The sequence below is a fragment of the Herbaspirillum camelliae genome (genome assembly GCF_001929405.1).
Taxonomy (GTDB): domain Bacteria; phylum Pseudomonadota; class Gammaproteobacteria; order Burkholderiales; family Burkholderiaceae_D; genus Herbaspirillum; species Herbaspirillum seropedicae.
In genome coordinates, this window is sequence record NZ_KV880769.1 from 5733881 (window position 1) to 5758169 (window position 24289).

Below are 24289 nucleotides of genomic sequence, written 5' to 3' on the forward strand. Positions count from 1 at the left end.
ATGACCTCGTCCGCATCCATGCTCCAGAATCCAGCGCATTCCGCGACCGCCGCCGATGCGGCCTGGCATATCGCCTTCTGCGTCGACAACCATTACTTCCGGGCGATGGGGGCCATGCTGGCCTCGATGGTGGCCAACAACCCGGGCCGTCGCTTCGTGTTCCACGTCTTCGCCTTCGCCATTTCGGAAGACAATGCGCGCCGCATGCGCAGCGTCGAAGAGAACCCCAACATCAAGGTAGTGCCGCATCTGGTGGCGCAGGAGACCTTCGCCGAGTTCGGGGAGATGATCGCCAAGTCCTATTATTCGCTGTCGACCTTCACGCGCCTGATCGTGCCAGCCACGCTCAAGGACCACACCGACCGCGTACTCTACGTGGACGCCGACATGCTCTGCGTGGGCAGCCTGGAAGAACTGATGGGTATGGATCTGGACGGCACCAATGCACTGGTGGTCGATGATGTGGGCTGGGAAACGCCGACCGGTCGCGATGGCCGCTATTCGGTGCTGGGGCTGAAGCATCCGCGCTACTTCAACGCCGGCATGCTCTACATCAATATCCCCGAATGGGAAAAGAACAAGGTCAGCGAAGCCGCCATCCGGGCGCTGGTCTCCAACCCCGAAAAACTGACCTTCAATGACCAGGACGCGCTCAACATCGTCCTGGACGGGCAGGCGCGCTATATCCCGGTGAAGTGGAACTACATCTACAGCATGATCGCCGACCTCAAGCAAGGCCGGCAAACCATGAGCCCGGTGGGTGATGCGCGCATCATCCACTTTGCCGGCCTGGTCAAGCCGTGGATAGACTGGAGCGGCCATGCGGCGCGCGAACTCTATCTGCGCTACCACACCTTGTCAGCCTGGTCCGACCTGCCTCTGGATGCGGCGCCGCTGAACCACAAGGAAATGCGCGTCTATGCGCGCTTCCTGATCAAGCGCGGCAACTATGCCTGCGGCCTGTACTGGAATGCCCGCTTCCTGCTGACGGCGCTGCGCAGGAAGCTGCGCCGCTGATCAACTGCGCGACTCTTCCCCGCGCAGCATGCCCCACAGGATGACCATGGTGAAGCCCAGGGTCATCACTCCCGAGTTGTGCGCCAGGAACACCTGGGAAAAACCGAAACCGATGTAGTTGACGATGAGCAGGATGCCACCCAGGGCATAGGGCTTGGCTTGCTCAGGCGCAGACTTCAGGCGCGCGATGAACAGCCTCAACGGCACGAAATACAGGGCCAGCAGGACCAGCAGACCGGGGATGCCGCGCTTGACCAGGGCGTCCAGCCATTCGTTGTAGACGTGGTTGTTGCCCGACATGAGGGCATTGATCTTGCCGGCTTCGATCTGTCCGGTCTCCCACTGCACGAAACCTGCCTTACCCATCCCCAGCATCGGCGCTTCAGCCGCCGCCATGGCGCCAGCACGCCACATTTCCATGCGCGTGCCGATGGAGCTGTCCGCATCTTTCTTCTGCATGTAGGTCGACGCTTCGGCAAAGGCCTGCGATACCCGCGCACGGAAGTCCGAGCTCGGCATGACGGTAAAGACGATGGCGATGGCCGCCACCAGGGCGGCCAGGCTGCCCCAGACATAACGGGCGGGAATGGAGCGGCTGTAGTACACGCAAAGGATGAGCAAGCAGATCGGCAAGGCCACCCAGCTGCCGCGGCTGCCGGTGAAGAGGGAACCCATCAGGCCCATGACGCCGCCCACAATCAACAGCGCCACCCAGGCCCGCGCGGCGCGTTGCTGCATCGCCCAGGTGATGCCCGTCAGGCACAGGATGCCGATGATGAAGCTGATGTCGCCGTACTGGATGGCATTGGTGTAGCCGGTGGCGCGCACGTTGTGGGCAAAATACTGCCAGCCTGCGAACACGCCCGCGCCGATGCCGCCCAGGATCAGGCCCGACCAGAAGGCTGCTGGTGCCGGTGGATAGGCGCGCAGCAGCAGCAAGGCGGTTGCCGCCAGGAAGAAGCGCAGCGGCAGGTCATATTCCTTGCCGCTTTCGTGGTGCAACAGCAGCATGGCCACGGTGACGGCGAAATAGGCCAGCAGCACGGCGAGGATCAGCCTATCCTCCCGGCTCAAGGTAGTACGCACCGACTTGTTGACCAAGGTGATGCTGCCCAGCGCCAGCAGGACTGATCCAACCGAAAAGCCGCTGGGAACAATCAGGGAAATGGCCGAAAAAAGAAAAACCGAGAACGAAGTGAAGCTGCCCATCTAAGTAACATCCTGTTTTAGTTTGAATTGACGAGGGGCAAGCTCCCTCGCTGGTTCCGATCAGCTGCGCACGCCGGACCTCTGGCCCCTCCCCCGGTCTCTTGCCGTAAGAGGTCCTGCGCCACAGCTCTTGAACTTCAAGTGTGAATCAATATTCGACCACCACCGCTTCCTTGCCAAACGAAGCCACCAACGTCGACTGCAAACTGTCGCTGGGATTGATCCGCCAGGCGTCGCCCAGTACCACCTCGCAGGCCGCGTCGGCCTGCTGGTAGCGCATCACGAAGGGCAGCCCCTGCTCCTGCCGATGCGCGGACAAGGTGTCGCGCAGGTGGTTGGGGTCGATCGCCTTGTTGATCGACACCACCATGCGCACACCGTACTGGATGCGCGCCGCGCCCAGGTCCATCACCTTGTCGGCGGCCACCCGCAGGCCGCCATTGAAACGATCTTCCGACACCTTGCCCGACACCACCAGCAATTCATCTTCCTTGATGAGGTGCTTGAAGGGTTCGAACAATTCGTTGTAGATCGTGGCTTCGATCACGCCCGTGCCATCGTCGAGCGTACAGATCACCAGCTTGCCGCGCTGGGTCATCTGCACCCGCACGCCGGTGATGATGCCGGCCAGGCTGCGCGGCTCCCAGGACGGTTCCAGGCTGGCGATCTTGGTGCGCACGAAGCGGCGCACTTCCTTTTCGTAAGCCGAGAACAGGTGGCCGGACAGATAGAAGCCCAGCGCGCCCTTCTCTTCGGTCAGGCGCTGCTTGTCGCTCCAGGGCGGCACCTGCACGTATTCCAGCGGCGCTTCCAGGTCGCTGTCGTCGCCGCCGAAGAGGCTGACCTGGTTGGCCGATTTCTCGGCCTGCTCGGCGCTTTCCCAGGCCAGGTTGACTGAGGCCTGCAGGACGGCGCGGTCGACCTTGAAGCAGTCGAAGGCACCGGCGCGGATCAGCGAATCGATGGTGCGGCGATTGATCTGCTTCTTGTCCACCCGCTTGGCGAAGTCGAACAGGTCCTTGAAGGGACCGCTCTTGCGTGCTTCCAGAATGGCTTCGATGGCGTTCTGCCCGGCCCCCTTGACGGCGCCCAGGCCATAGCGGATCTGGGTAGCCTTCTTGCCCGGCTCGCCCACCGGCATGAAGCGGTAGTCGGACTTGTTGATGTCCGGCGGCAGGATGGCCAGCTTGCAGATGTCGATCGAATCCTCGATCAGGATCTTGACCTTGTCCGTGTCTTCCATGGCCAGCGACAAGTTGGCGGCCATGAACGCGGCAGGGTGATGGGCCTTCAGGTAGGCGGTGTAGTAGGACAGCAGCGCATAGGCGGCCGCGTGCGACTTGTTGAAGCCGTAGCCGGCGAACTTTTCCATCAAGTCGAAGATCTCGTCGGCCTTGGCCTGGTCCAGCCCGTTCTTGGCCGCGCCTTCGCGGAACAGTTCACGGTGCTTGGCCATTTCCTCGGCCTTCTTCTTGCCCATCGCCCGGCGCAGCAAGTCGGCGCCACCCAGCGAGTAGCCGCCGATGACCTGCGCCATCTGCATCACCTGCTCCTGATAGACCATGATGCCGTAGGTCTCGGAGAGGATGTCCTTGGTACGCGGGTCAGGATAGTCGAAGGCTTCGCCGTGCTTGCGCTTGCAGAAATCGGGGATCAGGTCCATCGGGCCCGGACGATACAGCGCCACCAGGGCGATGATGTCCTCGAAGCGGTCAGGACGCGCATCCTTCAGCATGCCCTGCATGCCGCGGCTTTCAAGCTGGAACACGGCGACCGTCTTGGCCTTGGTCAGCAGTTCGTAGGAGGGCCGGTCGTCCAGCGGCAGCTTGGCCAGATCGAAGTCGGCCATGGCCGGATCGAGCATGCGGATGTAGCGCACCGCCCGGTCGAGGATGGTCAGCGTGGTCAGGCCCAGAAAGTCGAATTTCACCAGGCCGACGGCTTCCACGTCGTCCTTGTCGTACTGCGAGACCACGCCGGAGTCGCCGCCCTGGGTGTAGAGCGGGCAGAAATCGGTCAGCTTGCCGGGTGCGATCAGCACGCCACCGGCGTGCATGCCGATGTTGCGGGCGATACCTTCGACCTGCTGGGCCAGGCCCATCAGCTGCTTGACCTCTTCCTCGTTCTCCAGCCGTTCCTTCAAGAGCGGCTCTTCCTCGATGGCGTCGGCCAGGGTGACCAGCTTGCCCGGCTTGAAGGGGATCAGCTTGGAGATGCCGTCGCAGAAGTTGTAGCCCAGGTCCAGCACGCGGCCCACGTCGCGCACCGCACCCTTGGCGGCCATGGTGCCGAAGGTGGCGATCTGCGAGACCGCCTCCTTGCCGTAGCGATCCTTCACATACTGGATCACGCGGTCACGGCCCTCCTGGCAGAAGTCGATGTCGAAGTCGGGCATCGAGACGCGTTCCGGGTTCAGGAAACGCTCGAACAGCAGGTTGTAGCGCAGCGGGTCCAGGTCGGTAATCAACAGGCAATACGCCACCAGGGAGCCGGCGCCGGAACCCCGGCCAGGGCCCACGGGCACACCATTGTTCTTGGCCCACTGGATGAAGTCCGCCACGATCAGGAAGTAGCCCGGGAACTTCATCTTGATGATGGTGTTGTTCTCGAACTCCAGGCGCGCCTCATAGCGCGGACGCTGCGCCTCGCGCTCGGCTTCGTTGGGGAACAGTTCCTTGAGCCGCACTTCCAGGCCGGCCTTGGTCTGGGCCACCAGGAAGTCATCGATGGTCATGCCGTCCGGTGTGGGGAAGTCGGGCAGTTGCGGCTTGCCCAGTTGCAGCACCAGGTTGCAGCGCTTGGCGATTTCCACGGTGTTGGCCACTGCGCCCGGCAGGTCGGCGAACAGCTCGGCCATCTCGGCCTGCGACTTGAAGTATTGCTGCTCGTTGAAGCGGCGCACGCGACGCGCATTGGCCATGATCTCGCCTTCGGCGATACAGGTGCGGGCTTCGTGGGCGATGAATTCTTCCGGGCTCTGGAACTGGATCGGGTGCGTGGCCACGCACGGCAGACCCAGCTTGGCGCCCAGGGCGACGCTCTGGCGCACCTGCACTTCCATGTTGGCCTGGCCGGCGCGTTGCAATTCCAGGTAGAAGGCACCGGGGAAGATCTCGGCCCAGCGGCGGGCGCAGGCCTCGGCCTGGGCCAGGTTGCCATTGTCGATGGCCTGGCCGATGTCGCCCATGGCGGCGCCGGACAGGGCGATCAAGCCATTGCCGCCTTCCTGGTGACGCAGTGCGTCCAGCCATTCCATGCGCACTTCGGCGCGGCCCTTGTACTGGTTGTTGAGCCAGGCTTGGGACAATACTTCGCACAGTTGCAGGTAACCGTGACGGTTCTTGATCAGCACCAGCAGGCGGAAGGGCTTTTCGCGGTCGGCATCGTTGGTGATCCACAGGTCGCAGCCGGCGATGGGCTTGACGCCCTTGCCGCGCGCTTCCTTGTAGAAACGCACCATGCAGAACAGGTTGGCGAGGTCGGTTACCGCCAGGGCGGCTTGGCCATCCTTGGCAGCGGCCTTGACGATGTCGTCGATACGCACCAGGCCGTCCACGATGGAATACTCCGAGTGCATACGGAGATGTACAAATTGCGGGGTAGTCATGGGGCGACATTTTACCGGACCTAGCACGAAGTCCCCTTCCGCAACGACAGCTTTTGTCAGGAAATTCGACTTTGTTGTGAATGATTTACGCAAAATCGGCTACTGGATCGAGAGGAGCTGCCTTGATCTGCATCAGAGAAGCGCCACAGCGGGTGTGTGCAGCCCGCCAAATAGCTGCGAACGCCCTGCCCGCCCGTATATAATGCTGACAATTCAAAGACTTAGAGCTGAGTAACGAACCATGCAGTCCCCCGATACACCCTACGTCAACATTGCCGCCTACAAATTCGTCAGTTTCGACGACACCGCTGAAAAGCGTCCGCAATTCCTGGCCTTTTGCCAACAGCACAATCTGCGCGGCACCGTGATCCTGAGCCCGGAAGGCATCAACCTCTTCCTGGCCGGCCTGCGCGCCGACATCGACGCCTTCCTGGCCTGGCTGCGTGCCGATGCACGCTTTGCCGACCTGGTCGTCAAGGAAAGCTATTCCGAGAAGCAGCCCTTCACCCGCATGCTGGTCAAGCTCAAGGCCGAGATCATCACCATGAAGCATCCGCTGATCAAGCCGGAACTGGGTCGCGCGCCCTTCGTGGAGCCCAAGGAGCTCAAGCGCTGGCTGGACCAGGGTCATGATGACGAGGGCCGTCCGGTGGTGATGGTGGATACCCGCAACGGCTTCGAAGTCGATGTCGGCACCTTCGACAACACGGTGGACTACCGCATCAGCAAGTTCACCGAATTCCCCAAGGTCATCGAAGACCACAAGGCCGATTTCGAAGGCAAGACCGTGGTGACCTTCTGCACCGGCGGCATCCGCTGCGAAAAGGCGGCCATTCATATGCAGAACATCGGCTATGACCATGTCTACCAGCTGGAAGGCGGCATCCTGAAGTATTTCGAGGACGTCGGCGGCGCCCACTACAAGGGCGATTGCTTCGTCTTCGACTACCGCACCGCGCTGAGCCCGGAACTGAAGGAAACCCAGACCGCGCAATGCTTCGCCTGCCGCGCCGTAGTCACCCCGCGCGAGCAGTTGTCGCCGGATTACGTCCCGGGCAAGTCCTGCCCCCATTGCGCCGGCAAGCAGCATGCGGCGCAGGAAGCCAGCTCCGCCGCAGCCTGAGCGGCGCGCCGCCCCTGGCAACGAAAAAGCCGACCCTTGTGAGGTCGGCTTTTTTACATCTCTACTTCTCAATCTATCAAATGAAGATTACTTCTTGAACCGGGCAGCCGTTTCCACCACACGCGCGCCAAACAGCTTGGCCGTTTCCAGGTCACCCGGCAGCGGGCCTTCTTCCGGCGAGGAATCCGACGGGCTTTGCGCCATCAGGCCCGAGAAGGAACCGACGAAGTTGATGTCGTTGCGTTGCGCGGCCTTGCTGTTGGCAGGCATCAGGCCGGTGCCGACCCAGATCATGCTGTGCTGCATGCCCAGCGTGAACAGGTAGTGCAGGGTCGAGAGCTTGTCGCCGTTCATGGTGGCCGAGTTGGTGAAGGCGGCGCCGACCTTGTCCTTCCACTTCTGGCTGAACCAGGGCTTGGAGGAGGCGTCGGCAAATTTCTTGAACTGCCAGGACACGGTACCCATGTAGGTCGGCGAACCGAAGATGATGGCGTCGGCCGCATCCAGGCTGGCCCATTGTTCATCGGTGATGGTGCCTTCGGCGCTGATGGCGATCAGTTCGACATTGGCGCCGGCAACGCCGGCAGCACCCGCCTGTACAGCTTCAGCCTGCTTCTTGGTGTGGCCGTAGCCGGAGTGATAAACGATGGCAACTTTGGTCATGGCGAAATTCCTTTTCTCTAGAGAGTGGGAGAGTGAGCCGCCAGCGTGATCGGCGCCGGCGGAAGGGACTGCGGAACAACAAGACTACGAGACGGTGAGACTACAGCCTGAGCTTGCCCAAGTCTCAGCGCGGCAGGTCGAACAACAAAACTTCGGCCTTTTCACCACCGCCGATCTCGATGCGCTCGACTGCACTGAGCTTGACGGCGTCGCCGGCTTCCAGCGCTTGACCATTGACGCTGACCTTGCCGCGGGCCACATGCACATAGCCCAGGCGGCCTTGCGGCAGGGTGTACTCGGCGGTTTGGGCGCCGTCGAAGAGGCCTGCATACAGTTGGGCGTCCTGGTTCATGCTGACCGAACCGTCGCGGCCATCGGCCGAGGCGACCAGACGCAGCTTGCCGTCCTTGTCCGCCGCCGAGAAATGCGCCTCCTGGTAGCCCGGTTCAGCGCCGGCGCGGTCGGGCATGATCCAGATTTGCAGGAAGTGCGTGGTGCCGTCCTGGGAGTGGTTGTACTCCGAGTGACGCACGCCCGTGCCTGCACTCATGCGTTGCACGTCACCGGGACGGATCACGCTGCCATTGCCCATGCTGTCCTTGTGGGCCAGCTCGCCTTCGAGTACGTAGGAAATGATCTCCATGTCGCGGTGGCCGTGCGTACCGAAGCCCTGGCCGGCGGCCACGCGGTCTTCGTTGATCACGCGCAAGGGGCCGAAACCCATGTGCCTGGGATCATAGTAGTCCGCGAATGAAAAGCTGTGATACGAATCCAGCCAACCGTGGTTGGCGTGGCCACGATCGTTCGCTTTGCGAATTTCCATCATGTCAACACCTCTTTCTTCAGTAGGTACGCACCGGGATTGGCTTGTACAAAATGTTTGTCGATGGCGTCACTATAGTTGCTATCTTTTTCGTAGATAAGGTCTAAAATCCGTAGCATTCGTTCAAAAAAATTAAACAAGTGGAAGTCTCGTGAACCTGACCCTCGAATCCCTGCTGATCCTGGACATGATCGACCGCAAAGGCAGCTTTGCCGCTGCTGCGGTGGCGCTGGACCGCGTGCCCTCGGCGCTGACCTATAGCGTGCGCAAGCTGGAAGACGACCTCGACGTATTGCTGTTCGACCGCCGCGGCCACCGCGCCCAGTTGACACCGGCGGGCCTGCAGTTGTTGCAGGAAGGTCGCCATCTGCTGCTGGCGGCCAATGACCTGGAGCAGCGCGTCAAGCGCACTGCCACCGGTCGCGAGACCGAATTGCACATCGTGCTCAACAGTCTGATTCCTTTCGACAAGATGCTGCCCATCATCGCCGCCTTCGATCGCGAACAGTCGGGCACACGGTTGCGCTTCACTCCTGGAGTGCTGACCGGCGCCTGGGAAAAGCTCATCGAGGGCCGCGCCAACCTGGTCATCGGCGTCACGCTGGACGGCCCCGAAGTGGTGCGCACCAGCGGCCGTTTCCAGATGCAGGAGCTGGGGGCAGTGGACTGGGTGTTTGTGGTGGCCCCGCAGCATCCCCTGGCCGGTGTCGAAGAACCGCTTTCCGCCGAGCTGGTACGCAGCCATCGGGCCATCGCGGTGGGCGACAACAGCCAGTCGCTGCCCACCCTGACCATGGGCCTGCTGTCGGGCCAGGAAACGCTCACTGTCTCCACCGTGGCCGACAAGCTGCAAGCTCAGCTGGCAGGCCTGGGCTGCGGTCATCTGCCGCGCATCTGGGCCGAACCCTACCTGGCCTCGGGCGCATTGGTGGAAAAGCAGACCTTGGCCGCCAAGCCGAACGACAACTTCATGGTGGCCTGGCCCAAGGCCGAGCAGGGCAAATCCTTGAAATGGTTCATCCAGCATCTGGCGCAGCCGCATGTACGCCAGTCGCTGATCGGGCCAGTGCCGATGCGGGAGCAAGCGTGAGCGGCCACGCCTATGTAGGTCGCTTTGCGCCCTCGCCTTCCGGCCCGCTGCATGCCGGCTCGCTGGTGGCGGCGCTGGCCAGCTATCTGGACGCGCGCGTGCATGCTGGCCGCTGGCTGCTGCGGATCGAAGACATCGACGAAACCCGCACCGTGCAAGGCGCTGCACAGGACATCATCGCCACCCTGGCAGCGCTGGACATGCGCTCGGACGGCCCGGTGCTGGTGCAGAGCCAGCGCAAGGCGCGCTACCAGCTGGCGCGCGAACGGCTGGGCGCACTGGCCTACCCTTGTGGTTGCAGCCGCAAGGAAATTGCCGATTCACGGGTGGGTACCGCCAGCGACGGCGCGGCCATCTATCCCGGTACCTGCCGCCATGGCCTGGCGCCAGGAAAAGAGGCGCGCACACTGCGCCTGCGCGTGCCCGATCCGGGCCAGGCAGGTGAACTGGTGCAATTCGAGGATCGCTGGCTGGGTCCGCAAGCGCAGCACCTGGCCGCCGAGGTGGGCGACTTCGTGCTGCAGCGGGCCGACGGTTTCTGGGCCTATCAACTGGCTGTGGTGGTGGATGACGCCGAGCAGGGCGTGACCGACATCGTGCGGGGAGCAGACCTGCTGGATTCGACAGCGCGGCAGATCTACCTGCAAGGCCTGCTGGGCTATCCGACGCCGCGTTACCTGCACGTGCCGTTGCTGACGAATGAAGCGGGAGAGAAGTTTTCCAAGCAGAACGGCGCTCAGGCGCTGGACCTGAGCCAGCCGCTGCAAGCACTGCAGCAGGCGGCCGCCTTCCTGGGGTTGGACACGGGCGCCGCCCGCGACCGGGAGGGATTCTGGAGCCTCGCGCTTACCGGCTGGCAAGCGCGTTTCGGCCCGCGTTGAAAAGCAAGATCAGCGCTTGGGCATGCCACCCAGCAGGGCCGCCACCTTGGCCTTGGGACGATTGTTCTTGGCCAGCTCTGGCTTGGTGGAGACGGTCTCGACGGCGCTGGGTTCGTAGGGCTTGAGGAACCACGGATCGACTTTCTCGCGGCGCATCGGCGCAGCGCCACCTTCGCGGCTGCTGCGGCTGCGTTCGCCACGATCACTACGGTCGCCGCGATCGCTACGCTCACCCCGCTCGCTTCGTTCACCTCGCTCGGCACGGTCACCACGCTCATGACGGGCACGCGGGGCAAACCCCGTCAGCTCGGCACGCTCGAACTTCTTCTTGATCAGCTTCTCGATATCGGTCAGCAGGCGGTCATCCTTGTCGCAGAACAGGGAGATCGCATCGCCCGATGCGCCGGCACGGCCGGTGCGCCCAATGCGGTGGACGTAGTCTTCGGCGTTATAGGGCAGATCGTAGTTGATCACGCAGGGCAGCTCGGCGATGTCCAGACCGCGCGCGGCCACGTCAGTGGCCACCAGCACTTCGATCTGACCTTGCTTGAAGGCTTCCAGCGCAGCCATGCGCTCGGACTGGGTCTTGTCGCCGTGAATGGCCGACGCCTTCACGCCTTCGGCGACCAGGGTGCGCGCCAGGCGGGAAGCGCCGATCTTGGTATTGGAGAAGACAATCACCTGCTTCAGTTCGCGCTGGCGGATGATGAAGCTGACCGCATCGGCCTTGGCCGCTTCCTCCACCTTGTAGATGGTCTGGCTGACGTTTTCGGCCGTGGCATTGCTGCGCGCCACTTCGATGGTGACCGGGTTGTTCTGGAAGCTGGCGGCCAGCTTCTTGATTTCCGGGGAGAAGGTGGCCGAGAACAGCAGATTCTGGCGCTGCTTGGGCAGCAGGTTGATGATGCGCTGCAGGTCCGGCAGGAAGCCCATGTCCAGCATGCGGTCGGCTTCGTCCATGACCAGGATCTGGGTCTGCGACAGGTTCACCGTCTTTTGCTGCACGTGATCGAGCAGGCGGCCCGGCGTGGCGATGACGATCTCTACACCGGCGCGCAGGATCGCGGTCTGCGGGGCCATGTCCACGCCGCCGAAGACCACGGTGGAACGCAGCGGGGTGAAGCGGCAGTAGGCGGCCACGTTGTCGGCGACCTGGTCGGCCAGCTCGCGGGTGGGTGTCAGGATCAGGGCGCGCACCGGATGGCGGGCGGGCGAGGCGCTATGGCTGGCGTGCTGCAGCAGGCGCTGGATGATGGGCAGCGAGAAGCCGGCGGTCTTGCCGGTGCCGGTCTGGGCGGCGCCCATCACGTCCCGGCCTTGCAGTACCACAGGAATGGCCTGGGCCTGGATAGGGGTCGGGTGGACGTAGCCTTGTTCGGCCAGGGCCTTCAGGATATCGGGCGAAAGGCCGAAATCTTCAAAGCGGACGGCGGGTGCAGCCGGTGCTGCGGACGCGGACGTGGTGTCGGACATGGTTTATTGCGAACGGTGCGACAGCGCCGCGGCAGCCGCCAGGCGGCTCCGGTGCATGGGGTGCATGCGCACGGGTTCTGATTGCTTTCTGTGTTGATGTGTTACGGGCGAACCGGCCAAACCTGCTCGGCCGGGCGCTTCGGATGATGCAAAGATGCTGACCGGGCCAGCTGCTGCCAATTGCCCGGAACTGCGTATTATACGCCGCATCTCCTTGCACTTCATGACAGTTTGGTGTCCAGGCCCGGCCAGCCGTGGCAAAACGTCCGCAAAGGGCGCTGCCACGGGGCTCATGGTGTGATCAGCCAATGGTGATATTGATGTCCGGCAAGCCGTCAACGTGGCCTTGCAGCTTGTCGCCCTTGACGACAGCCCCCACGCCTTCGGGCGTCCCCGTAAAGATCAGGTCGCCCGGGAACAGTTCGACCAGGCCCGACAGATAGGAAATGGTCTCAGCCACGCTCCAGATCAGGTCCGTCAGGTCGCCCTGCTGGCGCACTTCGCCGTTGACCTTGAGCCAGACAGCGCCCTTGTCGGGGTGGCCAGCCTGCGCCACCGGCACGATGGGCGCGCAGGGGGCGGACTGGTCGAAACCCTTGGCCATGTCCCAGGGGCGGCCCAGCTTCTTGGCCTGGGCCTGGATGTCGCGGCGGGTCATGTCCAGGCCCACGGCATAACCAAACACCAGTTCCAGCGCCTGTTCCACCGGGATATGGCGACCGCCCTTGGCCAGCGCCACCACCAGTTCGATCTCGTGGTGATAATCGGAAGTGGCGGCCGGATACGGCACCACGGAGTCGGTGGGCACGACGGCGTCGGCCGGCTTCATGAAGAAGAACGGCGGCTCGCGGTCCGGATCGTGGCCCATTTCACGGGCATGGGCAGCATAGTTGCGCCCCACGCAGTAGATGCGGCGAACCGGGAAAGCTGCACCGCCGACCACGGCAACCGTGGCCTGGGCGGGGGCGGGAATGGCAAAGCTCATCAGGAAGACTCCGTCGTGGCGAAAATGTTTGTTTGTTGCTGATAGCAGTAATCAGTACAGTCGGACATTGATGAACAACAAGTTGTCTGACATCGTCGTAGTGTAAAAGAAAAGTCACCGTCCCGCTTGCGGGCTGGCTCATGCGCACCGAGCGCAGATATAGGTGGCAATTCGGCCTGTAATCCACTGGCTAAAAACGGGCGAATTTGGGACACTGGCACCAGCTTCATGCCGGCCCTGCCGCCCACCCGCCTTCTTACCCAGAACAGAACAACACCATGCGTCAGCAAGCCAACGCTAACCAGATCCTGCTGCAAAAAGCCCTCGCCCTGCATCAAAAAGGCCAACTGGCCCCGGCCGAAGAACTCTACAAGAAGGTGCTGGTGAAGCTGCCCCGGCACTTCGAAGCCAACTACCTGTATGGCATGCTCAAGCTGCACCAGGAAGACTGGGAAACCGCCGAAGCCCAGCTGGCCAAGGCCATTGAACTCAATCCCGATCACCTGGACACCTATTTCGACCATGCCGGCGCGCTGGCCCACCTGGGACGCGACGAAGAGGCCGTGGCCCGCTACGACCTCGTCCTGACCGTCAACGCCGACTTCGTCGAGGCCTTGCTCGCGCGCGGCGCCGCGCTGCGCCGCCTGGGCCGCAACCGCGAGGCGCTGGCCGATCTGGAACGCGCCACCGCGCTGGCGCCCGACAATGCCGACGCCTGGTTCCAGCGCGGCAACGTGCTGCACGACAGCTACGCCTACGGCGACGCCCGCGAAAGCTACGAACGCGCTGTAGCCCTGCGCCCCGACTTCATCGAGGCCTGGTTCAACCTGGGCAATGCCTGCAAGGACGGCAACCAGCTCGACCAGGCCCTGCGCGCCTATGACCGCGCCCTGGAAGTGCAGCCGGACTTCTTCGAGGCGATGTCCAACCGTGGCTACGTGCTCTTCAAGATGCAACGCCCGGCTGAAGCCCTGCAGGCATACGACGGCGCCCTGGCGCTTGACGATAGCTCGCCGGACCTGTGGTTCAACCGCGGCTCGACGCTGGAACAACTGTACCGCTTCGAGGAAGCCAGCGAAAGCTACCGCCGCGCCAAGGCGCTCAAGCCCGACGCCAGCTCGGCGACCTGGAACGAGGCCTTGATGCAACTGCGCCAGGGTGACTTCGCCAACGGCTGGAAGGGATTCGAATCGCGCTGGGAAACCGAACAGATGCGCGGCCAGCAGCGTCAGTTCATGCAACCGCTGTGGCTGGGCGAACAGCCCCTGGAAGGCAAGACCATCCTGCTGCACGCCGAGCAAGGCTTTGGCGACACCCTGCAGTTCGTGCGCTACGCGCCGCTGCTGGCGGCCCGCGGAGCGCGCGTGATCCTCGAAGTGCAGCCGGCGCTCACGCGCCAGCTGGCAGGACTGCCGGGCGTGGCCCAGGTCATCGGCAGCGATCATTTCATGCGTCCGCCCTTCGACTTCCATTGCCCGCTGATGAGCTTGCCGCTGGCCTGCAAGAGCTTCAGCGAGGCCGACATTCCGCGTGCGCCCTACCTGCTGCCGGAGGCCTCCAGCTGGGCCGCCTGGCACCAGCGCCTGCCGCGCAACCGCGCCCTGCGCGTGGGCCTGGTATGGGCAGGCAGTTCGGCCCAGACCCATCCTGATGCGGTGCGCATCGATGGCGAGCGCTCGCTGCCTTTCGCCACGCTGGCGCCATTGGTAGAGCTGGCGCGCGAGCATACCGGACTGGAGTTCTATTCCCTGCAGGTCGGCCAGGACGCCGTGGCGCAACTGCATGCCCATCCGCTGGCAAGCCTGGTGCGGGACTGCTCGCCCGAACTGCACGACTTTGCCGAAACCGGCGCGCTGCTGGCCAACCTGGACCTGCTGATCACGGTCGATACCTCGGTCTGCCACCTGGCCGGGGCGCTGGGCCGCCCGGTCTGGCTGCTCAACCGGCACAACGGCTGCTGGCGCTGGCAAGTGGAGCGCGAGGACAGCCCGTGGTACGCCGGCATGACCATCTTCGGCCAGCGCACCGCCGGACAATGGGACGAGGTCATCGCGCGCGTACGCAGCGCCTTGCAGCAACAGCTGGCGTGATGCGGTCCGGCGCCGGAACCTGAAGCGCCGCCTCCCCTCATAGCCTGAAGGGAAGTTCATCTCCTCATCCACCACACTGGCGATCACGATGGCCGGGCGCACTGCTGCGCCAGCCGCAAGAACAAAAGGATAACAACATGCAACACCTCCCCTCCTCCCCTGCCGGACTGCACGCCGACGGCCCCCGGCTGCTGGCCGACATCGGCGGCACCAATGCCCGCTTTGCGCTGGAGACCGGCCCCGGCCGCATCGAGCAGGTGCAGATCCTGCGCGGCGCTGACTATCGCGAATTCACCGATGCGGTCCAGGCCTACCTCAAGCTGGCCGGGCACCCGCCGGTGCGCCATGCGGTGGTGGCCATCGCCAACCCGGTGCAAGGCGACCAGATCAAGATGACCAACCACGACTGGGCCTTCTCCATCGAAGCGGCGCGCCAGTTGCTGGGATTCGAATTGCTGCTGGTGGTCAATGATTTCACGGCCCTGTCGATGGCCGTGCCGCAACTGCGCGCCGATGAGCTGCAACAGATTGGCGGCGGCGCACCCAAGCCGGGTGCACCGATCGGGCTGGTGGGCGCCGGCACCGGACTGGGTGTGGGTGGACTGCTGCATGCCGACGGCCACTGGCTGCCGCTGGCCAGCGAGGGCGGCCATGCGGCCTTTGCTCCGGCTGATCCGCGCGAAGCCGCCGTGCTGGCCTATGCCTGGCAATTCCACGAACATGTCTCGGCCGAGCGGCTGGTCTCGGGTCCGGGACTGGAGCTGATCCATCGCGCCTTGCTGGCTATTGACGGTCACCCTGCTGCTGAGCTGAGCGCAGCGCAGATCGTGGAAGGCGCACGCCAGCAGGGAGATGCGCTCTGCCAGGAAACGCTGGCGCTGTTCTGCAGCATGCTGGGCACCGTGGCGGCCGACCTGGCGCTCACGCTGGGGGCGCTGGGCGGCATCTACATCGGCGGCGGCGTGGTGCCGCACCTGGGCGACTACTTCGCCCGTTCACCTTTCCGGGCACGCTTCGAGAACAAGGGACGCATGTCCGTGCTCACCAAGGCCATCCCCACGTATGTGATCACGGCGGAGTATCCGGCCTTCACCGGGGTCTCGGCCATCCTCGCGGACCGACTGGCGGCACTGCAGTAAGCCTGGCCGCTTCAGTGCAAGGGCCGATGTGCTGCCATGCGCGTCGGCCAGTTTGCCGGAACGATTGCTGGGGTTCGTGCTGATAAGCGGGAAAGGTACTGCGGGAGAACTGCGAGGGGAAAAACGAAAGGAGGCGAGCCTTGTCTGCGGCACTTGCGGGAAATGGCTGTGGCTGCTTCGTTCCCGACCTGACCAGGTTGACCATGCCACAATGCGCAGGGGCCCGCCGGGTTGAATTGTATCCCAAATCACACTAACCGGGCCAGCTAATTCATTCAGGGCAAGCAGAATCAGCGATGCCGCGCGAAATGCGTAAACAATTTACGCAGCATCGCAACCCGGCAAAATCAGATGCCCAGGTCCTGCCAGATGGCGTCCACCCGCTTCTTGACGTCCTCGTCCATGACGATGGGCGTCCCCCATTCGCGATTGGTTTCACCAGGCCATTTATTGGTGGCGTCGATCCCCATCTTGCTGCCCAGACCGCTGATGGGTGAGGCGAAATCGAGGTAATCGATGGGTGTGTTATCCACCATGACGGTGTCGCGCACCGGATCGACCCGCGTGGTGATGGCCCAGATCACTTCCTTCCAGTCGCGGATATTCACATCCTCGTCCACCACCACGATGAACTTGGTATACATGAACTGGCGCAGGAAACTCCACACCCCGAACATCACCCGCTTGGCGTGCCCGGCATAGGATTTCTTCATCTGCACCACCGCCATGCGGTAGCTGCAACCTTCGGGAGGCAGATAGAAATCGGTGATCTCGGCAAACTGCTTCTGCAGCAGCGGCACGAACACCTCGTTCAAGGCCACGCCCAGCACGGCCGGTTCATCGGGCGGTTTGCCGGTATAGGTGGAGTGATAGATGGCGTCGCGCCGCATGGTGATGCGGTCGATGGTGAAGACCGGGAACCAGTCCTGCTCATTGTAGTAACCGGTGTGGTCGCCATAGGGACCTTCCAAGGCATGCTCGAATCCGGAGGCATGTTTTTCATCCGGATAGATATGCCCTTCCAGCACGATCTCGGCCGAGGCCGGCACGCGCAGCTCGCTGCCCATGGCCTTGACCAGCTCGGTGCGGCTGCCGCGCAGGAGGCCTGCGAACTGGTATTCGGACAGGTTGTCCGGCACCGGCGTGACCGCACCTAATATAGTGGCCGGGTCGGCACCCAGCGCCACCACGACCGGATAGGGCTTGCCCGGATTGGCGATGCAGTGCTCGCGAAAATCCAGCGCACCGCCGCGGTGGGCCAGCCAGCGCATGATGACCTTGTTCGGACCCAGCACCTGCTGGCGGTAGATGCCCAGGTTCTGGCGTTTCTTGTGCGGTCCCTTGGTGACCACCAGGCCCCAGGTGATCAGCGGCGCAATGTCGCCCGGCCAGCAATGCTGGATCGGCAGGCGCGACAGGTCCACATCCTTACCTTCCCACACCACGTCCTGGCAAGGCGCCGAGCCGCGTTCCTTGGGCGCCATGTCCCACAGCGACTTCACCAGCGAACCGAGATCGAGCACGTCCTTGATGCCCTTGGGCGGCTCAGGCTCCTTCAGCCGCGCCAGCAGGTGGCCGATGCGGCGCAGCTCGCCGATATTGTCGGCCCCCATTCCCAGCGCGACACGGTGCGGTGTACCGAAAAGATTGGCAAGGACCGGGATATTTTTTTGATCGACATGCTCAAAAAGAAGCGCCGGACCTTCCGCCCGGAGGGTGCGATCGCAGATCTCGGTCATCTCCAGATGCGAGGAAACAGGGTGAGAAACACGCTTGAGCTCCCCTTTTTGTTGCAACTGAGAAATAAAATCGCGTAGATCAGTGTATTTCATACTTTTTAACAAATTTCTTTTTGCATCACAGCCGGCTTAGCTATCCCCGGCAAACGCTTGATTCTATTGATTTTTGAAGAAAGGCCACGCGCAATATGAGACACAAAAGTTATAAAGAACTATTTTTATAGTATTGACTCGATATAAAGTGGCTTCTACAATGCGCCCACTCTTAACCGAAGAGCAGAGCCGAGGGCTCGTAGAGGCTTGCAGTAAAACAGTCAAGTCAAGCAAGGTATCCAGGGACCGGGGTCCCAGTAACTCAAAGAAGTGTCATCCAGGGCGTCAGCCCTACTCCCCGAAACACTGCCATCCGACGGCAGGGCCAGCAGGCCTCGCGGATGGCCTTGCCGTAACGCCTTGCGACGGTAACGAATAGATTGCAGCGACGACAGCACAGCCGTTTGGTCTCCACTTCTTGGCCAGGCGCGCCCTGTTTTTGCCGCAATAACGCAGGAGGTTCAATGTCCAACCAAGCCACCGAGGCGCCTTTATCAGGCACCTCGCAGATGCTTCAGCGCGTCTCACTCCGGAATCTCTCCGGCAACGCGCGTATTGCCCGTTTCTTTGGTATCGCCCATCGTCTGCTGACGATCCTGGGTATCGCCGCCCTGTTCGTACTGGGCCTGATGTTCTTCAACCCTGATCTGGCAGATCGCCTGATCAGCATGTCGCCCTTCAGCACCGACGAGGTGCAGGAAGCCGATGCGCCGGCCGCCCCGGCGCTGGCCGACCTGATGGCACCCACCGCTCCGGTGGCCACCGTCAGCGCGCTGGCCGGTGCTGCCGCCACCAGCTCGGTCCAGAGCGTGCCCGTAGCGGCGCAGGAGCTCACGGCCGAACAACGCCAGTTGCTAGGCACGCCGCGTCAGCAGAAGCTGGTCACCAACTGGCTGGCCAAGCGCTACCGCGTGGCCACCGACGCGGCTGACATGCTGGTGTCGGCGGCCTACCTGACGGCCCGCGACATCAAGCTCGATCCGCTGCTGATCCTGTCGGTGATCGCCATCGAATCGCGCTTCAACCCCTTCGCTGAAAGCCCCATGGGTGCGCAGGGCCTGATGCAGGTGATGTCCAAGGTGCACCATGACAAGTTCCAGGAACTGGGCGGCATCAAGGCGGCGCTGAACCCCGTGGCCAACATCCGCGTCGGTTCGCAGATCCTGAAGGAATACGTCACCCGTGGCGGCTCGGTCGAAGCCGGCCTGAAGAGCTACGTCGGCGCGGCTGACATGGCCAATGACGGCGGCTATGGCATCAAGGTGCTCTCGGAGTACCAGAACCTCAAGCAGGTCGCCATGGGCAAGAACGTCTCGATCTACACCACTGCCACAGTGAAGCTGCCCGCGCCGGGCGTGTCGGCCAGCGCCGAGCAGCCCAAGCCGGCCAGCAACAACGTGGCCGCGGCCGCCAAGCCCAAGGCAGAAGAACAGCTCGCCGCCCTGTAAGGGCAGCGTGTTGCGATTTGAATATTACCGGTATTCAGGACGCGAAAAAGGAGCCCTCGGGCTCCTTTTTTTTTGACCTGCTTACATGTAGAAGAGCACTAGTGCTCCAGCGCGGATCAGGCGGCCTTGCGGCGCTTCTCGAAGAATACCCGCAGGCGCGCCACGGCTTCTTGCAGGTTCTCCATCGAGGTCGCATACGACAGGCGGATATAGCGGCGCGCCGTGAAGGGCCCGAAATCCAGTCCCGGCACCAGCACCACGCCCGCTTCGTTGAGCATGTCCAGGCTCAGCTGGTCGGCATCATCGGCCAACGCGCTGCAATCGGCATAGACATAGAAAGCGCCATCCGGCATGACCGGCACGGTGAAGCCCAGACTTTCCAGCGCCGGCACGATGTAGTCGCGACGACGCTTGAACTCGGCCTTGCGCTCTTCATACAGGGCCAGGGTCTGCGGGGTGAAGCAGGCCACGGCCGCATGCTGGGCGATGGAGGACGCGCAGATCAACAGGTTCTGCGCCAGTTTCTCCACCTGCGGCACCAGCGCCGGCGGCAGCACCAGCCAGCCCAGGCGCCAGCCGGTCATGTTGAAATACTTGGAGAAGCTGTTGATGACCACCACGTCATCGCCCAGCGACAGCGCCGAGAACGGTGCGCCCTCATACGACAATCCCTGGTAGATCTCATCGACGACGGCAAAGCCGCCACGCTGGCGCACTTCGCTCACGATGGCGCGCAATTCGTCGGGCAGGATGGAGGTACCGGTAGGATTGGAAGGCGAGGCCAGCAGGACGCCACGGGTGGCACTGCCCCAATGCTCGCGCACCATCTGCGCCGACAGCTGGAAACGATGTTCCGGCCCGCTGGGGATGAGCTTGGCGCGGCCTTCGAAGGCCGCTACGAAATGGCGGTTGCAGGGGTAGCTCGGGTCCGGCATCAGCACTTCGCTGTCGCGCTCCACCAGCGCCGCGCAGGCCAGCAACAAGGCGGCCGAGGCGCCGGCGGTGACCACGATGCGCTCCGGCGCGATCTCCAGGCCGTAGACACTGCGATAGTGATCCGAGATCGCCGCGCGCAATTGCGGCAGGCCGGTGGCCGAGGTGTATTGCATCTTGCCCTCGGTCATGGCGCGGGTGGCCGCTTCGACCACCGCGGGCGGGGCGGTGAAATCGGGCTCGCCGATACCCATGTGGATCAGGTGACGCCCATGCTGCTCCAGCACGGCAGCCTTCTTGGACAGTTCCATGACATGGAAGGGGGCGATGTGCTGCAGGCGTGCAGCCAGTTGATTCAGGTTCATGCACTCATTCCGGACAACAGGGAGAAGAACAGGGAGAACAATGGGACGCGGGTACAACGCGGTACAACGGCACAGCAACAACCAGCCAGCCCGTCCCGCAGGACGGGCTGCATCGATCAGCGACGGCCAGCCGCTTCCACTTCGGTAGCGCGGGTCTGTGCGGCGAAGCGGTCCAGCACGCCGTTGACATACTTGTGACCATCGATGCCGCCAAAGGACTTGGTCAGCTCCACGGCTTCGTTGATGACGACCTTGTACGGAATCTCGATATGGTTCTGCAGCTCGTAGGCGCCGATCAGCAGGGCAGCGTGTTCCACCGGCGAGAGTTCCTTGATGGGACGGTCGATCAGCGGCGCCAGCCCGGCGCGCAGCTTCTCGGCATCGCGGATGGCACCGGTGAGCAGCGTATCGAAATGCTCGGCGTCGGCCTTGTCGAAACCGTGCGCCTCGCGGATATGGGCCTCGATGGCGCCCGCGTGCTCGTGGTTGAGCAACCACTGGTACAAGCCCTGCAACGCGAACTCGCGCGCGCGGTGACGCGGGGTGCGGTTCTTGTTCGAATTGGCGTGTTGAGTTTTGTTCGACATGATGAATGCGGCCGGAGCCTTGAATGACTATGACAGATACTGATGACTACGCGTTGCGGCCCCGGGCCGCAACGGGCGGCGTCCGGAAGCAGACATCCGGACGCAGCGCAAAGGGGCTTACTCTTCTTCGGTGACCTGGCCGAGTTCTTCCAGGACGATGGCCAGGTTGGCCATTTCCACGGCCACGCGGGCTGCGTCAGCGCCCTTCTCGGCCATGCGGGCTTCGGCCTGCTCGTCGTTCTCGGTGGTCAGCACGGCATTGGCGATGGGTACACCAAAGTCCAGGCCGATGCGGGTGATGCCTGCGCCGGATTCGTTGGAGACCAGCTCGAAGTGATAGGTCTCGCCACGGATGACCGCACCCAGCGCGATGAGGGCGTCGAACTGTTCGGTCTCAGCCATCTTCTGCAGGGCCAGCGGGATTTCCAGCGCGCCCGGTACGGTCACGTGCAGGATGTCTTCGTCGGACACGCCCAGGTGCTTGAGCTCGGCCAGGCAGGCGGCCAGCAGACCGTGGCAGACGTCTTCATTGAAGCGCGCCTGCACGATGCCGATGCGCAAGCTCTCGCCATTGAAGTCTGGGTCATAGGTTCCGATGGTCATGGCTGTTCCTTCTCGATAGGTTGACTTGCGTAATTGCTTGATCTCTTGCTGTAGCGCTCATGCGCCTTCACGGGCCTGGTAACCGGTCACTTCCAGCTGGAAGCCGGTCATCGACGGCATCTTGCGCGGGCTGGCCAGGAGCTTCATCTTGCACACGCCGAGATCCTTGAGGATCTGGGCGCCGATGCCGTAGGTGCGCAGGTCCATGCGCTCCGCGCGGCTGGGCTTGGCGGCATCGGGCGTGCCGACCTTGTTCAGGGCGCCGAACTGGTCGAACATCTGCTGGGCCGACTCCTCGCAATTGAGCAGCACGATCACGCCGGACTCGGCTTCCTGCACGGCCTTCATGGCGGCGGCCAGGTTCCAGGAATGGGTGGTCACGCCGGCGTCCAGCAGGTCCAGGATGGACACCGGCTGGTGTACCCGCACCAGGGTTTCACGGCCGGGCTGGATGTCGCCGCGCACCAGCGCCAGGTGCGCGCCGCCGGAGGGCGTATCGCGATAGGCGATGGCCTTGAAGCTGCCGTGGGCGGTTTGCATCTCGCGCTCGGCCACGCGTTCGATGATGCTTTCGTTACGGCTGCGGTAATGGATCAGGTCGGCGATGGTGCCGATCTTGAGCTTGTGCTTCTCGGCAAACTCCAGCAGGTCCGGCAGACGTGCCATGGTGCCGTCTTCCTTCAGGATCTCGCAGATCACCGACGCAGGCGTGAGGCCGGCCATGGCGGTCAGGTCGCAACCGGCTTCGGTGTGGCCGGCGCGCATGAGCACCCCGCCCTTCTGCGCGCGCAGCGGGAAGATGTGGCCCGGCTGCACCAGATCGGAAGGCTTGGCCCCCTTGGAGGCGGCCACCTGGATGGTACGGGCGCGGTCGGCGGCGGAGATGCCGGTGGTCACGCCCTCAGCGGCCTCGATGGAGACGGTGAAGTTGGTGCCATAGGCCGTGCCGTTGCGGGTGGCCATCAGCGGCAGGTCGAGCTGGTCCACGTGTTCTTCGGTCAGCGTCAGGCAGACCAGGCCGCGCGCGTGCGTGACCATGAAATTGATGGCTTCGGGCGTGACGAAGTCGGTGGCCAGGACCAGGTCCCCCTCGTTTTCGCGGTCTTCTTCATCGACCAGGATCACCATGCGGCCGGCACGGAGTTCGGCGACGATTTCTTCGGTTGTTGCAAGTGGCATGTTCACGCTCTTTTCCCTATTGGAACCCGCTATTCTAAAGGATTGCGGGCCTGCTCCGCTGGCCAATTGCACCAATTACGCTGCCTGTGCAGCCTGGGTACGTTGCAGCGCCTGCAGCAGCAACGCCGGGTCGCCCAGCGCCAGCCGCTTGGAATCCGACAAGGTCTGGCGGAACGCGCGCGCACCCGGCATGCCGGCCATGAGCCCCAGCATGTGCCGGGTGATGCTGTTCAAGCGCAGGCCCCGGCCATTGTCGCCATGCAACTCCAGCTGGCGTTTGATATAAGGCAACATCGCCTCGATCACCTCGGCCCGGCTGGGTTGAAGGCCGCCGTCGAGAGCACCGTAATAGCGGGCATCGAAGCCGGCCATCAGGTAGGGGTTGTGATAGGCCTCGCGACCCAGCATGACGCCATCCACATGCTTGAGGTGCTCATCGATCTCCGGCACGGTCTTGATGCCGCCGTTGATGAGGATTTCCAATGAAGGGAAATCCTTCTTCAACTGGTAGGCATAGTGGTACTTCAGCGGCGGGATTTCGCGGTTTTCCTTGGGGCTCAGGCCCTTGAGGATGGCATTGCGGGCATGCACGATGAAGGTCTTGCAGCCGGCCTCGGCGATCTGGCCGACGAAATCGCGCACGAAATCATAGGACTCCACCTCATCGATGCCGATACGGTGTTTCACGGTCACGTCGATGGAGACCGCATCGCGCATGGCCTTGACGCAATCGGCCACCAGCGTGGGCTCGCCCATCAGGCAGGCACCGAAGGCCCCCTTCTGGACCCGCTCGGAGGGGCAGCCGCAGTTCAGGTTGATCTCGTCATAGCCCCACTGCTCGCCCAGCCTGGCGCTGTGCGCCAGGTCAGCGGGCTCGCTGCCGCCCAGTTGCAGGGCGACCGGATGCTCCTGCTCGTCGAAATCCAGGTGGCGCGGTACATCGCCATGCAGCAGCGCACCGGTGGTGACCATCTCGGTGTAGAGCCAGGTGTGGCGCGTGATCTGGCGATGGAAGACGCGGCAGTGGCGGTCGGTCCAGTCCATCATGGGCGCAACAGACAGCGTGCGCGGAGGCAAGGCTTTCTTCATAAGCTGACGAAATGCTTCATTCAAGGTTCTTGGTTGCCTGCGGGCGAGCCAGGCACAACGGTCTGCGCTGCGAGGCAGACGGGCAAGCGTTCGGGCGCAAGCCGTGGCGGCAATCGGGATAGGGGCAGCCAGAACCTGGCCGATCCCCTCCCA

Annotated in this window: 19 protein-coding genes and 1 other RNA gene; 7 read left to right on the plus strand and 13 right to left on the minus strand. The window is 63.1% G+C overall.

Annotation, left to right across the window (positions count from 1 at the left end):
- Window positions 1–1017, plus strand: coding sequence for a glycosyltransferase family 8 protein (locus BGK68_RS25605; RefSeq protein WP_233149419.1), 1017 nt, complete (start codon window positions 1–3; stop codon window positions 1015–1017).
- On the opposite strand, the gene BGK68_RS25610 is transcribed toward BGK68_RS25605, so the two are convergent.
- Window positions 1018–2226 carry an O-antigen ligase family protein gene (locus tag BGK68_RS25610; RefSeq protein WP_075259394.1) on the minus strand — a complete coding sequence of 403 codons (1209 nt, stop codon included), beginning with the start codon at window positions 2224–2226 and terminating at the stop codon, window positions 1018–1020.
- Between the two features lie 148 nt (window positions 2227–2374).
- Complete coding sequence (dnaE, locus tag BGK68_RS25615) at window positions 2375–5833, minus strand: DNA polymerase III subunit alpha (protein WP_075259395.1); 3459 nt, start codon at window positions 5831–5833, stop codon at window positions 2375–2377.
- A 241-nt stretch (window positions 5834–6074) separates the two neighbouring features.
- On the opposite strand from dnaE, the gene BGK68_RS25620 reads away from it, so the two are divergent.
- Window positions 6075–6956, plus strand: a complete 882-nt coding sequence (locus BGK68_RS25620) for a sulfurtransferase (RefSeq protein WP_075259396.1) — start codon at window positions 6075–6077, stop codon at window positions 6954–6956.
- Window positions 6957–7043: 87 nt separating this feature from the next.
- Here BGK68_RS25620 and BGK68_RS25625 read toward each other — a convergent pair whose 3' ends face one another.
- Together BGK68_RS25625 and BGK68_RS25630 are read right to left on the minus strand one after the other, a co-directional pair.
- Entirely contained in the window at window positions 7044–7619 is a 576-nt protein-coding gene (locus BGK68_RS25625; RefSeq protein ID WP_048348610.1) for a flavodoxin family protein, read from the minus strand.
- Window positions 7620–7743: 124 nt separating this feature from the next.
- On the minus strand, window positions 7744–8445 hold the full coding sequence (locus tag BGK68_RS25630; protein WP_075259397.1) for a pirin family protein: 702 nt from the start codon (window positions 8443–8445) through the stop codon (window positions 7744–7746).
- A 148-nt stretch (window positions 8446–8593) separates the two neighbouring features.
- On the opposite strand from BGK68_RS25630, the gene BGK68_RS25635 reads away from it, so the two are divergent.
- Both BGK68_RS25635 and gluQRS read left to right on the plus strand, forming a co-directional pair.
- Window positions 8594–9532 (plus strand): LysR family transcriptional regulator, encoded by a 939-nt coding sequence (locus BGK68_RS25635; protein ID WP_075259398.1) that lies wholly within the window; start codon window positions 8594–8596, stop codon window positions 9530–9532.
- A complete protein-coding gene (gluQRS, locus tag BGK68_RS25640) occupies window positions 9529–10413 on the plus strand; it encodes a tRNA glutamyl-Q(34) synthetase GluQRS (protein WP_075259399.1) in 885 nt (294 codons plus the stop codon). The genes BGK68_RS25635 and gluQRS overlap by 4 nt, the downstream gene beginning before the upstream one ends.
- Before the next feature lie 9 nt (window positions 10414–10422).
- Here the strand turns inward: gluQRS and BGK68_RS25645 are convergent, their stop codons facing one another.
- Both BGK68_RS25645 and BGK68_RS25650 read right to left on the minus strand, forming a co-directional pair.
- The gene (locus BGK68_RS25645) at window positions 10423–11886 is read right to left on the minus strand and encodes a DEAD/DEAH box helicase (RefSeq protein WP_075259400.1); all 1464 of its coding nucleotides are present in this window, start codon (window positions 11884–11886) and stop codon (window positions 10423–10425) included.
- Window positions 11887–12187: 301 nt separating this feature from the next.
- Window positions 12188–12871, minus strand: a complete 684-nt coding sequence (locus BGK68_RS25650; protein ID WP_075259401.1) for a fumarylacetoacetate hydrolase family protein — start codon at window positions 12869–12871, stop codon at window positions 12188–12190.
- A 278-nt stretch (window positions 12872–13149) separates the two neighbouring features.
- Between BGK68_RS25650 and BGK68_RS25655 the strand changes: the two genes are divergently transcribed.
- Both BGK68_RS25655 and BGK68_RS25660 read left to right on the plus strand, forming a co-directional pair.
- Complete coding sequence (locus BGK68_RS25655) at window positions 13150–14961, plus strand: tetratricopeptide repeat protein (RefSeq protein ID WP_075259402.1); 1812 nt, start codon at window positions 13150–13152, stop codon at window positions 14959–14961.
- Between the two features lie 137 nt (window positions 14962–15098).
- Complete coding sequence (locus BGK68_RS25660) at window positions 15099–16100, plus strand: glucokinase (RefSeq protein ID WP_075259403.1); 1002 nt, start codon at window positions 15099–15101, stop codon at window positions 16098–16100.
- A 129-nt stretch (window positions 16101–16229) separates the two neighbouring features.
- Here BGK68_RS25660 and ffs read toward each other — a convergent pair.
- An RNA gene (gene ffs, locus BGK68_RS25665) (signal recognition particle sRNA small type) lies at window positions 16230–16328 on the minus strand.
- Between the two features lie 119 nt (window positions 16329–16447).
- On the minus strand, window positions 16448–17932 hold the full coding sequence (ubiD, locus tag BGK68_RS25670) for a 4-hydroxy-3-polyprenylbenzoate decarboxylase (protein ID WP_075259404.1): 1485 nt from the start codon (window positions 17930–17932) through the stop codon (window positions 16448–16450).
- Between the two features lie 464 nt (window positions 17933–18396).
- Here ubiD and BGK68_RS25675 point away from each other — a divergent pair, with 464 nt between their 5' ends.
- Window positions 18397–19380, plus strand: a complete 984-nt coding sequence (locus tag BGK68_RS25675) for a transglycosylase SLT domain-containing protein (protein WP_075259405.1) — start codon at window positions 18397–18399, stop codon at window positions 19378–19380.
- 116 nt (window positions 19381–19496) lie between these two features.
- Here BGK68_RS25675 and BGK68_RS25680 read toward each other — a convergent pair whose 3' ends face one another.
- The 5 genes from BGK68_RS25680 to dusA all read right to left on the minus strand — a co-directional run bounded on the left by BGK68_RS25680 (window position 19497) and on the right by dusA (window position 24136).
- The gene (locus tag BGK68_RS25680) at window positions 19497–20678 is read right to left on the minus strand and encodes a pyridoxal phosphate-dependent aminotransferase (RefSeq protein ID WP_075259406.1); all 1182 of its coding nucleotides are present in this window, start codon (window positions 20676–20678) and stop codon (window positions 19497–19499) included.
- A gap of 116 nt (window positions 20679–20794) precedes the next feature.
- Window positions 20795–21265, minus strand: a complete 471-nt coding sequence (nusB, locus tag BGK68_RS25685; RefSeq protein WP_075259407.1) for a transcription antitermination factor NusB — start codon at window positions 21263–21265, stop codon at window positions 20795–20797.
- Window positions 21266–21382: 117 nt separating this feature from the next.
- Entirely contained in the window at window positions 21383–21868 is a 486-nt protein-coding gene (gene ribH, locus BGK68_RS25690; protein ID WP_075259408.1) for a 6,7-dimethyl-8-ribityllumazine synthase, read from the minus strand.
- A 57-nt stretch (window positions 21869–21925) separates the two neighbouring features.
- On the minus strand, window positions 21926–23047 hold the full coding sequence (gene ribBA / locus BGK68_RS25695; RefSeq protein WP_075259409.1) for a bifunctional 3,4-dihydroxy-2-butanone-4-phosphate synthase/GTP cyclohydrolase II: 1122 nt from the start codon (window positions 23045–23047) through the stop codon (window positions 21926–21928).
- 75 nt (window positions 23048–23122) lie between these two features.
- Window positions 23123–24136, minus strand: a complete 1014-nt coding sequence (gene dusA / locus BGK68_RS25700) for a tRNA dihydrouridine(20/20a) synthase DusA (RefSeq protein WP_075259410.1) — start codon at window positions 24134–24136, stop codon at window positions 23123–23125.
- Window positions 24137–24289: the final 153 nt, after the last annotated feature.

What these genes read in the sequence shown, in the direction of transcription:
- BGK68_RS25650 (WP_075259401.1), bottom strand. Translation starts at nt 12,871, where the DNA reads ATGAGCTTTGCCATTCCCGCCCCCGCCCAGGCCACGGTTGCCGTGGTC.
- dnaE (WP_075259395.1), bottom strand. Translation starts at nt 5,833, where the DNA reads ATGACTACCCCGCAATTTGTACATCTCCGTATGCACTCGGAGTATTCC.
- nusB (WP_075259407.1), bottom strand. Translation starts at nt 21,265, where the DNA reads ATGTCGAACAAAACTCAACACGCCAATTCGAACAAGAACCGCACCCCG.
- ribBA (WP_075259409.1), bottom strand. Translation starts at nt 23,047, where the DNA reads ATGCCACTTGCAACAACCGAAGAAATCGTCGCCGAACTCCGTGCCGGC.
- BGK68_RS25655 (WP_075259402.1), top strand. Translation starts at nt 13,150, where the DNA reads ATGCGTCAGCAAGCCAACGCTAACCAGATCCTGCTGCAAAAAGCCCTC.
- BGK68_RS25645 (WP_075259400.1), bottom strand. Translation starts at nt 11,886, where the DNA reads ATGTCCGACACCACGTCCGCGTCCGCAGCACCGGCTGCACCCGCCGTC.
- dusA (WP_075259410.1), bottom strand. Translation starts at nt 24,136, where the DNA reads ATGAAGAAAGCCTTGCCTCCGCGCACGCTGTCTGTTGCGCCCATGATG.
- ribH (WP_075259408.1), bottom strand. Translation starts at nt 21,868, where the DNA reads ATGACCATCGGAACCTATGACCCAGACTTCAATGGCGAGAGCTTGCGC.
- BGK68_RS25620 (WP_075259396.1), top strand. Translation starts at nt 6,075, where the DNA reads ATGCAGTCCCCCGATACACCCTACGTCAACATTGCCGCCTACAAATTC.
- BGK68_RS25680 (WP_075259406.1), bottom strand. Translation starts at nt 20,678, where the DNA reads ATGAACCTGAATCAACTGGCTGCACGCCTGCAGCACATCGCCCCCTTC.
- BGK68_RS25675 (WP_075259405.1), top strand. Translation starts at nt 18,397, where the DNA reads ATGTCCAACCAAGCCACCGAGGCGCCTTTATCAGGCACCTCGCAGATG.
- BGK68_RS25630 (WP_075259397.1), bottom strand. Translation starts at nt 8,445, where the DNA reads ATGATGGAAATTCGCAAAGCGAACGATCGTGGCCACGCCAACCACGGT.
- BGK68_RS25605 (WP_233149419.1), top strand. Translation starts at nt 1, where the DNA reads ATGACCTCGTCCGCATCCATGCTCCAGAATCCAGCGCATTCCGCGACC.
- ubiD (WP_075259404.1), bottom strand. Translation starts at nt 17,932, where the DNA reads ATGAAATACACTGATCTACGCGATTTTATTTCTCAGTTGCAACAAAAA.
- BGK68_RS25625 (WP_048348610.1), bottom strand. Translation starts at nt 7,619, where the DNA reads ATGACCAAAGTTGCCATCGTTTATCACTCCGGCTACGGCCACACCAAG.
- BGK68_RS25660 (WP_075259403.1), top strand. Translation starts at nt 15,099, where the DNA reads ATGCAACACCTCCCCTCCTCCCCTGCCGGACTGCACGCCGACGGCCCC.
- BGK68_RS25610 (WP_075259394.1), bottom strand. Translation starts at nt 2,226, where the DNA reads ATGGGCAGCTTCACTTCGTTCTCGGTTTTTCTTTTTTCGGCCATTTCC.